Annotated in this window: 9 protein-coding genes; 1 reads left to right on the forward strand and 8 read right to left on the reverse strand. The window is 73.3% G+C overall.

Going from position 1 to position 9,220, the window contains the following annotated elements; all coding sequences use genetic code 11:
* Positions 1–61 precede the first annotated feature (61 nt).
* The 4 genes from AC27IY_RS27815 to AC27IY_RS27830 all read right to left on the reverse strand — a co-directional run bounded on the left by AC27IY_RS27815 (position 62) and on the right by AC27IY_RS27830 (position 5,225).
* A complete protein-coding gene (locus AC27IY_RS27815; protein ID WP_423448351.1) occupies positions 62–1,456 on the reverse strand; it encodes an amino acid permease in 1,395 nt (464 codons plus the stop codon).
* Positions 1,457–1,564: 108 nt separating this feature from the next.
* The gene (locus tag AC27IY_RS27820; protein ID WP_344219161.1) at positions 1,565–2,743 is read right to left on the reverse strand and encodes a glycosyltransferase family 4 protein; all 1,179 of its coding nucleotides are present in this window, start codon (positions 2,741–2,743) and stop codon (positions 1,565–1,567) included.
* Positions 2,740–3,615 carry a sulfotransferase family protein gene (locus AC27IY_RS27825; protein WP_344219159.1) on the reverse strand — a complete coding sequence of 292 codons (876 nt, stop codon included), beginning with the start codon at positions 3,613–3,615 and terminating at the stop codon, positions 2,740–2,742. Before AC27IY_RS27825 ends, AC27IY_RS27820 begins: the two co-directional genes overlap by 4 nt.
* Positions 3,616–3,662: 47 nt before the next feature.
* On the reverse strand, positions 3,663–5,225 hold the full coding sequence (locus AC27IY_RS27830; protein WP_487179721.1) for an AMP-binding protein: 1,563 nt from the start codon (positions 5,223–5,225) through the stop codon (positions 3,663–3,665).
* A gap of 140 nt (positions 5,226–5,365) precedes the next feature.
* Here AC27IY_RS27830 and AC27IY_RS27835 point away from each other — a divergent pair, with 140 nt between their 5' ends.
* Positions 5,366–5,764, forward strand: a complete 399-nt coding sequence (locus AC27IY_RS27835; RefSeq protein ID WP_487179722.1) for a hypothetical protein — start codon at positions 5,366–5,368, stop codon at positions 5,762–5,764.
* On the opposite strand, the gene AC27IY_RS27840 is transcribed toward AC27IY_RS27835, so the two are convergent.
* The 4 genes from AC27IY_RS27840 to AC27IY_RS27855 all read right to left on the reverse strand — a co-directional run.
* On the reverse strand, positions 5,761–6,780 hold the full coding sequence (locus AC27IY_RS27840) for a nitrilase-related carbon-nitrogen hydrolase (RefSeq protein WP_344219153.1): 1,020 nt from the start codon (positions 6,778–6,780) through the stop codon (positions 5,761–5,763). The two genes, AC27IY_RS27835 and AC27IY_RS27840, sit on opposite strands and share 4 nt — an antisense overlap.
* Positions 6,777–7,217: a hypothetical protein gene (locus tag AC27IY_RS27845; RefSeq protein WP_344219151.1), complete on the reverse strand. Its 441-nt coding sequence runs from the start codon at positions 7,215–7,217 to the stop codon at positions 6,777–6,779. Before AC27IY_RS27845 ends, AC27IY_RS27840 begins: the two co-directional genes overlap by 4 nt.
* 3 nt (positions 7,218–7,220) lie before the next feature.
* Positions 7,221–8,615, reverse strand: a complete 1,395-nt coding sequence (locus tag AC27IY_RS27850) for an aldehyde dehydrogenase family protein (protein ID WP_487179723.1) — start codon at positions 8,613–8,615, stop codon at positions 7,221–7,223.
* A partial coding sequence (locus AC27IY_RS27855) for a DUF1838 family protein (protein ID WP_487179724.1) occupies positions 8,612–9,220 on the reverse strand: 609 nt, incomplete at its 5' end. The genes AC27IY_RS27850 and AC27IY_RS27855, both read right to left, overlap by 4 nt.

The raw sequence follows: 9,220 nt of genomic DNA on the forward strand, positions 1-9,220 counted from the left end.
AGGCTATGTCGTGACCCTTTTCGTACGCCTTTGTCTTGGTATGGGGTTGGCAAAACCCGCTTCAGCCCTGGTTGAGCGCCGAGTGCCGCCTGCCGTAGGAGAGGTAGACCACGAGCCCGATCAGGAACCACACCGCGAAGCGCAGCCAGGTCAGCGGCTCCAGGAACGTGATCAGCCAGAGGGAGAACACCACGCCGATCGCCGGCACCACCGGCATCCCCGGCGTGCGGAACTCCCGGTGCAGGTCCGGCTGCCGGTAGCGGAGCACGATCACCGCCGCGCACACCACCACGAACGCCAGCAGGATCCCGATGTTGGTCAGCTCGGCCGCCTCCCTGATCGGCAGGAACCCGGCGATCAGCGCCGAGGCCACGCCCACGATCCAGGTGACCCGCGAGGGCACCCGCCGCACCGGGTGCAGCCGGGCGAACCAGGCGGGCAGCAGCCCGTCCCTGCTCATCGAGAACCACACGCGGGTGACGCCCAGCATGAACGTGAACATCACGGTCAGGATGCCGACGATGGCGCCCACCGCGATCAGCGCCGCCAGCCCCCGCAGCCCGACGGAGGCGAACGCCGAGGAGAAGCCGCTCTCCGGGTCGATCTCCCGGTAGTTCTGCATGCCGGTGAGCACCAGCGTGGCCAGCACGTACAGGATCATCGAGACGACCAGCGAGTAGATGATGGCCTTCGGCATGTGCCGCCGGGCGTCGCGCGCCTCCTCGGCCGCCGTGCTCATCGCGTCGTAGCCGAACACCGCGAAGAACACCGTGGCCGCGCCGGTGATCGCCCCGCCGACGCCGAACGGGAAGAACGGCGAGTAGTTGGCCGGGTCGATGAAGAAGAACCCGACCACGATCACCACCAGCACCACCGCGACCTTGATCGCCACCACGGACGTCTCGAACCGGGCGGCCGTCTTGATGCCGCGGTTCAGCAGGAAGGCGATGAGCAGGCACAGCAGCACGGCGAACAGGTCCACCACGTGGCCGTCCCCGGTGCCGGGCGCGCCCAGCATCCAGGCCGGCAGCCGCAGGCCCAGCTCCTCCACCAGGAAGCCGAAGTAGCCGGAGATGCCGATGGCGACCACCGCCACGATCGCGGTGTACTCCAGCAGCAGGTCCCAGCCGATGAACCAGCCGACGATCTCGCCGAGCACCGCGTAGCCGTAGGTGTAGGCGGAGCCGGCCTTCGGGATCATGCCCGCGAACTCGGCGTAGGAGAACGCCGCCGCCCCGCTCGCCACCCCCGCCAGCAGGAACGACACCAGCACCGCGGGCCCGGCCGTCTGGTTGGCCACCGCGCCCGCGAGGGCGAAGATGCCCGCCCCGATGATGCCGCCGACGCCGATCGCGGTGAGCTGCCACAGCCCCAGCGACCGGGACAGCTCGCCCTCGTGCTCCTCCGCGATCTGCTCGACCGGTTTGCGGCGGAACATGCTGTGTGACGCGGCCATGACGACCTCCTGAGCACCCTGTCGGTTCTCAGGAGGTCCTTTCCCGGCCCGCTCCCGGCATGCCCCGGCGACGGCGGACCGGACCGGGATTTGACGCGTACGGCGAGGTCAGCGTGCCTTGCCGAAGTCGGCGGGCACCGGCCGGCCGGTGCTCAACAGCGTGAACAGCTCCTCCCACAGCGGCATCACGACCTCCGGGGTGTAGGCGTGCGCCGTCGCCGCCGCGGCGGCCCCAAGGCGCGCCCGCAGCTCGCGGTCGGCCATGAGCCGGCCCAGCTCCTCGCCCAGCTTCTGCACGTCGCGTGGCGGCACCAGGACGCCGTTCTGGCCGGAGACCAGCACGTCGGCGGGCCCGGTCGGGCAGTCGAAGGCGACCACGGGCAGGGCGTGGCCCATCGCCTCGATCATCGCCATCGGCAGGCCCTCGATGCGCGAGCTGAGCGCGTAGATCGACGACCGCGCCAGCTCCTCGTGGATGCGGTCGCTGCGGCCCATCAGCGTGATCCGCCCGTCCATGCCGGTGTCGGCGATGCGCTGCTGGAGCTTCTGCTGCGAAGGCCCGGTGCCGAAGATGCGCAGGCGCCACTCGGGGTGCTCCTCCGCCACCGAGGCGAAGGCCGGGATGAGCATGTCGTAGCCCTTCTGCGGCACCAGCCGCCCGGCCGCGATCACCACCGGGTTGCTCTGGTCGGAGTGCTCGCGGTGGTCCATGTGGACGGCGTTGGGGATGCGCACGATGGGCGTGTCGTCCAGGATGGCGTGGTATTCGGCGCGGCTGGTCTCGGTCAGCACGGCGACCGCGTCGAAGCGGCCGTAGTGGCGGGCGATCTGCTCGCGTACGGCCTCGTGGTAGGCGGCCAGGTTCATGTGCTCCTGGGCGATCCTGATGACCTTGCGCGAGGCGCGGCGGGCGGAGATCAGGTTGAGCGCCGGGCGGGTGGTGACGAGGATGCCGTCGTTCAGCGACGACACGTAGTCCATCACGGCGGCCTCGACGCGCTCGGTGAACCACTCGGCGGCGAACTCGCCGTACGGGACGATCTTGCCGCGGGCCCGCCGCCACACCTTGCGCACCAGGGAGTCGGCCGACACCCCGTCGCGCTGGTCGACCAGCGCGGACAGGCGCACCCGCGGGTCGATGGCGAACTGCGGCTTGCCGCGCCGGCGCACCACGCTGACGATCTCCACGTCGTGGCCCGCCTCGGCCATCGCGTTGGCCTGGTTGACGACCGTGCGGATGGTGCCGCCCATCCCGTACGCGTGCAGCAGCATGTAGCGGATCCTCACGGGAGGTACCCCCACGTGCGCGCCATCCCCTTGAGGACGTCGGGCACCTCCTCGGGCCCCGGCAGCTCGCGGCCGGGCTGCACCTGCCCGGAGCGGATCTTGTCCTTCCAGTCGCCGAGACCCTTGGTCACCACCTCGGGAGTCCCGTAGCTGAGCATGGCGGGCTCCCACGCGATGGCGAGGAAGTCGCAGATCCCGCGCAGCGTCCGCTCCGGGTCGGCGGTCAGCTCCTCGTAGCGCACGGTGAGGCCGGGCAGCGCCTTCCTGGCACGCTCCACCGCCTTCATGTAGCGCAGCGCGTCCTTCGCCGCCTCCTCGGGCGTGCGCTTGTCCGGGCTGGCCTCGTGCCAGGAGGTCGCGATCGAGGCGGGATGGCGCAGCAGGAACACGAAGCGCGCGTCCGGCCAGCAGGCGGCCAGGCGCTCGTAGGCGAAGGCGTTGGCGGGCGTCTTGTCCACGACGTACCGCTTGCCGCTGCGGACCAGCTCCCGGTGCAGCACCCGGTCCCACAGCAGGTGCTCCAGGTCGGCCTTGTTGTGGCCGAGCGCGGCCATCGCCTTCTCGGCCAGGCTCGTGCCGAAGTCGACGCCGAGCCGCCGGACGTGCAGCTCGTGCGGGGCGTGCAGGTCGGGGTGGGAGTTCAGCATCGAGCGCAGCAGCGTCGAGCCGGACCGCACGGGGGAGATGACGAACACGGGCGCCCTCAGCAGCCGGTCCGCCTCGGGGTCCGCCGGCGGGCGGAACGAGACGTCGGCGGCCTTCTTGGCGGGCACGACCGATTTGGCGGCCGGGCCGGAGGTCTTGGACACCCGCTCGATGCGCAGGCCCGTGTGCCTTTCCAGCGCGGTGGTGATCTTACGCTGCCACTTCATGGTGGGGGAGGGTACTTACCTTTTCTGCAGATTGTCTGAAAGCGGCCTCAGTGGATGCGGCGCTCCCGGCCTGCCCAGGCCTCGTCCCGCAGGACGTACTTCTGGATCTTGCCGGTGGAGGTCTTGGGCAGCTCGCCGAACTCCACGCGCTTCGGCACCTTGAACCGCGCGAGCCGCGCCCGCACGTGCTCCCTGATCTCCTCCGCCGTGGCCGTCGCGCCCTCGCGCAGCGTCACGTACGCGGCGGGCACCTCGCCCCAGTGCTCGTCCGGCACCGCGACGACCGCCACCTCCAGCACCGCCGGATGGTCCGCGATGGCCTGCTCGACCTCCACCGAGGCGATGTTCTCGCCGCCCGAGATGATCACGTCCTTGCTGCGGTCGCGCAGCTCCACGTACCCGTCGGGATGGCGGACGCCGAGGTCGCCGGTGCGGAACCAGCCGTCAGGCGCGGCCGCCGCGGTCGCCTCGGGATCGCGGTAGTAGCCGAGCATGACGTTGTTGCCGCGCAGCGCGATCTCCCCGACCGTCGCGCCGTCGGCGGGCACGTCGCGGCCGTCCGCGGCCACGACGCGGGCGGTGCAGGCGATCATGTTGCCGACGCCCTGCCGGGCCTTCAGCCGCGCCTGGCGCTCGCCGGTCAGCTCGTCCCACTCCGGCCGCCAGTCGCAGATCATCGCCGGGCCGAAGGTCTCGGTGAGCCCGTACAGGTGGATGACGTCGAAGCCGAGGCCCGACACGCGGCGCAGGATCGCGGGGGACGGCGGCGCGCCGCCCGTCGAGACCCGCACCGTGCGCTCCAGCGGAGCCGCGTCCGGCGCGTGGGCGATCATGGACAGCACGGTCGGCGCGCCCTCCAGATGGGTGACGCCCTCGGCCCGCAGCAGCCGCCACACCTCGGCCGGGTCCGGCTTCGGCAGGCACACGTGCGTCCCGGCCGCCGCCGTCACCGCCCACGGGAAGCACCAGCCGTTGCAGTGGAACATCGGCAGCGTCCACAGGTGCACGGTGGCCGGCGACAGCCCGGCGTGCCCCACCATGGCGAGGGCCTGCAGATAGGCGCCGCGATGGTGGTACATGACGCCCTTCGGGCGGCCGGTGGTGCCGGAGGTGTAGTTGATCGACAGCAGCGCCCGCTCGTCGGCCGGGGTGAGCGCCAGCGGCGACGCCTTCGCGAGCAGGTCCTCGTACTCCGCGCCGGCCCGGATCCGGAGCGGCGGCTCGGCCAGTCCGGCGCACGCCGCGTCCACCAGGCCGTCGAAGACCGGGTCGTGCACCAGCACGCCCGCCCCCGAGTGCTCCAGGATGTAGCCGACCTCGCCCGGCGCCAGCCGGGTGTTGATCGCCACCAGCGGCACGCCCGCCCACGGCACCCCGAAGTTCGCCTCCAGCAGCACGGAGGTGTTCGGCGCGAGCACCGCCACCGGGCGGCCCCGCGCCGGCGACGCCAGCGCGCCCGCCATCCGGCGGCAGCGCTCGCGCAGCTCGTGGTAGGTGACGCGGCGGTCGCCGTCGATCACGGCGATCCGGTCGCCGTGCGCGTCGGCGGCCCGGTCGAGGAAGGAGACGGGGGTCAGCGGCTCGTACGACAATCCGTCCAGATCGGGCATGCGATGGTCCTCCGGCCGAGAGGCGGGCTCACCGCCATCCTGAGCCGCCATCCCACGCCGCGTCCACCCAGTTCGGCAGGACTTTCCGCCCCCGCGCTGGGTAGTCGTGACGGCCGGACCGAGAGCGAAGGAGCGTTGCCGTGCAGATCCCTCAGCGGCCCGGCATCAGCCAGGTGCACACCGGCATGAAGGTCGTCGACCGCGACGGCAAGGAGGTCGGGACGGTGGAGCTGGTCAAGATGGGCGACCCGCAGGCGGCCACCACCGACGGACAGCAGATCGACGGGCAGCAGACCGACGGACAGCGGACCGGGCGCGGCCCCGGCTTCGTGCCCGTGCTGTCGGACGTCTTCAGCCACGCCGAGCCCGACCTGCCCCCCGTGCTGGCGGCCCGGCTGCTGCGGACCGGCTTCGTGAAGGTGGACGGCCGCGGGCTGTTCGCGCGCGACCTGTACGTCGCGCCCGAGCAGGTCGCCAGGATCGAGGACAACGTGGTGCACCTGTCGACCGACGGCGACTCCCTGGCCAAGGAGAGTTAGGCCGGGGGTTCCTCCGGGCCGAGGAGGCGGGCGATGGTCTCGGACTGGCGGGCGCGGAACCAGGCGCGCTCGCGAGGGCCCGCCTCCAGGCCGCAGGGGCGTTCGACGTCGTGGCGGGCGTACTCGTCGGCCCACAGCGCGGCCTTGACCCGGCTCGGCAGGTTCGCCAGGCCGGGGCGGCGGCGGGCGCGGCGCAGCGCCGCGAGGTCCAGCTCGGCCGCGGCGACCAGCGTCTCGCCCGACCCCGCCCGTGCGAGGGCCCGGCCCTGGGGATCGATCAGCTCCGAGCCGCCGTTGACGGAGTCGCCGGGGACGGCGGTGCCGGTCAGGCCGCCGGAGTTGGCCGCCACCACGTACGCCAGGTTCTCCACGGCGCGGGCGCGGCGGGCGATCGCCTTCGGCGTCAGATCGGGCGAGGACGCCTCCGAGGTGGGGTTGCAGAACACCTCGGCCCCGCGCAGGGCGAGCGCGCGGGCCAGCTCCGGCATCTGGACCTCCTCCGAGGCCAGCGCCGCCAGGTTGCCGATCTCGGTGCGGGCCACCGGCAGCACCCCGTCGATGCCGTACACCTCCGTGTAGCGCTCCCACACGTCGTACGGCGAAGGCGTGAACAGCGAGTGCAGCCGCCGGTAACGCAGCACCACCTCCCCGGCGGGGGAGAGGATCACCGTCGCCTGGAAGTACAGCCCGGGGAAGTGCTCGTCGCGCTCGTAGGCGTTGACGCACAGGAACACCTCGTCGCGGACGGCGATCCCGGCCAGCATGCGGTATTCGGGCCCGCCCGGGTCGAGCGCCGCCCGCTCGCGCCACTCCGGTAGGCTCTCGCGCATCGGGAAGCCGGTCAGCGCGTACTCGGGCAGCACCACCAGCCGCAGCTCCGGCCCGAGCCACGCCTTGGAGCCCGCGACCCGTTCGGAGACGTGGGCGACGGCGGCGGCGATCTCGGCGCGCGGGTCGGCGGCCGCGTTGATCGCCCGCGTGCCGAGCTGCAGGGCCAGGGCCAGGTAGGCGGTCACGCGCCGGTCCTCCGCTCGTCGATCAGCGTCCTGCGTACGCACACGCCGTCCTCCAGCCACTGCCACACCCGGCTGCGGGAGCGGCCGTCCTCACTCAGCACGATCAGCTCGAACAGCCGCAGCGGCCGGCCCTTGTAGCGCCAGGTGAGGTAGATCGTGCTGTCGTCCACCTCGCGGAACTCGCCCTCCAGCCGGTCGGTGTCGATGCGGCACCGGCCGCCGCCCAGGTACGCGGCAGGGAACTCGTGCACCTCGGCGCGGCCGTCGTCCCAGGTGTAGCGGTTGGTCTGGTGGTAGGCGGCGTCGCCGGCGATGCGGCACGTCATGTGGACGCGGTGCCGGTCGAGCAGGGCGCCGTCGCGGCCGAGATGGAGGTATTCGCCCTCCCACTCGCCCTCGTGCCGGGCCAGCAGCGGCATCTCCTCGCGCAGTCCCATCGGCTACTCCTCCGTCGGGTGCCACCAGGGGTCGGCGGCGGGGGATCGGTTGACCAGGAAGGCCCGGCGGCGCAGGAACCGGGCGATCGACGCCGGCCCCATGCGCGAGCCGCCGAGCCCGGACAGGCGGAAGGAGTGCTTCTCGCCCTCGTGCACCAGCGCGGTGAGCGCGGCGTCGTTGACGCTGACCGCGCCGACCGGCAGCCGGGCGGCCACCGCCATGGCCTCCTCCTCGGTGGCGGCGAACACGGCGGCCGACAGCCCGTACGCCGAGTCGGCCGCCAGCGCGACCGCCTCGTCCGGCCCGTCCACGGCCATGACGGGCAGCACCGGCCCGAACGTCTCCTCCGTCATCACCAGCATCGAGTGGTCCACGCCGGACAGCACGGTGGGGCGGCACCAGTGGCCGCCGCCGTGCCGCTCGATCGTCCCGCCGGTGTGCGCGACCGCGCCCCGCGCCGCGGCGTCGGCCAGGTGGGCGGCGATCACGCCGGGCTGGTCGGGCGCGATGATCGGCCCGATGGGGCCGCCCTCGCAGGTCAGCCGGGTCCGCTCCGCCTTGGCCGCGAGCAGCGCCAGGAAGTCGTCGTGGACCTCGCGGGCGACGTAGACCCGCTCGATCGACTGGCAGGACTGGCCGGCGTTGGCGGTGCCGCCCCACAGGATCGCCGAGGAGGCCCGGTCGAGGTCCGCCCCGGCCAGGACGATCGCCGGGTCCTTGCCGCCCAGCTCCAGGTGCGCGGGGACGAACGCGCGGGCCGCCGCCTCGGCCACCTGCCGCCCGGTGGGGACGCTGCCGGTGAACACCACGGCGTCCACCAGCCCCACCAGCGCCGCCCCGGTGGCCGGCCCGCCCTCGACGACCGCCAGCGGCAGCTCGCCGGGCACCAGCCGGGTCAGCGGCTCGATGAAGCGCGGCGTCACCTCGCTCGGCTTGACCAGCACCGCGCAGCCGGCGGCCAGCGCCGGGGCGGCGTCGAGGAGGCCGAGCAGCAGCGGGAAGTTCCACGGCGTGATCGCCCCGACCAGCTCGTACGGCACCGCGTCCCCGGCCACGTGCACCCCGGGCAGCTCGGCGGCGAACCCGGCGGGCGGGGCGAGCAGCGCGGGCGCCCGCCGCGCCCACCGCTCGACCGCCCCCGCGACGACCTGCCGCTCCAGCACCGACTCGGCGACCCGCCCGGTGTCGGCCACCAGCGCGGCCAGCAGGTCCTCGTCGCGGGCCAGCGCCGCGGCGAAGCGGGCGAGCACCGGGCCGCGCCCGGCCGGCCCCGCCGCCGCCCACCCGGCGGCCCGCGCGCGCAGCCCGGCCGCGATCCCGGCGAGCCGGTCCGGCGGGACGGGACGCAGGGGCCGCTCGATCCGGCCGGTCAGCGGGTCGAGGACCGGCGTGCTCACGGCCGGCCGTGGGCGGCGCACCAGCCGGCCCACGTCATGGCGCCCTTGTCGAGCTGCTTGGCGTGGAAGGAGGTCCAGGAGTTCTGGCTCGGCCCCGGCTCGTCCGGCGCGGCGGTGTAGAGCGGGTGATGGGCCTCCACCTCGGCGCGCAGCCACGGCTCGACGTCGGCGTACGAGTCGAGCGACCAGGCGTGGGCGCGGTAGGTGAGCTGCCCGCGCACCTCGCTCTCGGCCAGGCCCATGAACGGCGCCCACGGGGCCGTGCGCGTCCAGCTCACCTTGACCTTCATCGCGCCGTCCGGGATCTCGCCGGGGACGGTCCGCGCGGCCACCTCGCGGTCGTCCACCTGGAACTCGAACATCTCCTGCGCCGTGTAGACGCCGCCGACCAGGCCGAACGTCTCGCCCAGGGTGGCGCCGTAGTCGGCGCGGACGGCGATGTCGCTGGTCCAGACGGTCTCGTCGTGCAGCCGCCGCACGGGCGGCCCGGCGAAGGCGGGGGTGATGGGGAACGGGCCGAAGTTGACCGCGTCGTTGTTGATCGGCACGACCGGGTAGGTGCGGCCGTCGAGGGGGTTCGCCCATTCGCGCAGGACGCGCACGGG

It is taken from the genome of Nonomuraea sp. B208 (assembly GCF_057536035.1).

What these genes read in the sequence shown, in the direction of transcription:
- AC27IY_RS27815 (WP_423448351.1), bottom strand. Translation starts at nt 1,456, where the DNA reads ATGGCCGCGTCACACAGCATGTTCCGCCGCAAACCGGTCGAGCAGATC.
- AC27IY_RS27825 (WP_344219159.1), bottom strand. Translation starts at nt 3,615, where the DNA reads ATGAAGTGGCAGCGTAAGATCACCACCGCGCTGGAAAGGCACACGGGC.
- AC27IY_RS27830 (WP_487179721.1), bottom strand. Translation starts at nt 5,225, where the DNA reads ATGCCCGATCTGGACGGATTGTCGTACGAGCCGCTGACCCCCGTCTCC.
- AC27IY_RS27845 (WP_344219151.1), bottom strand. Translation starts at nt 7,217, where the DNA reads ATGGGACTGCGCGAGGAGATGCCGCTGCTGGCCCGGCACGAGGGCGAG.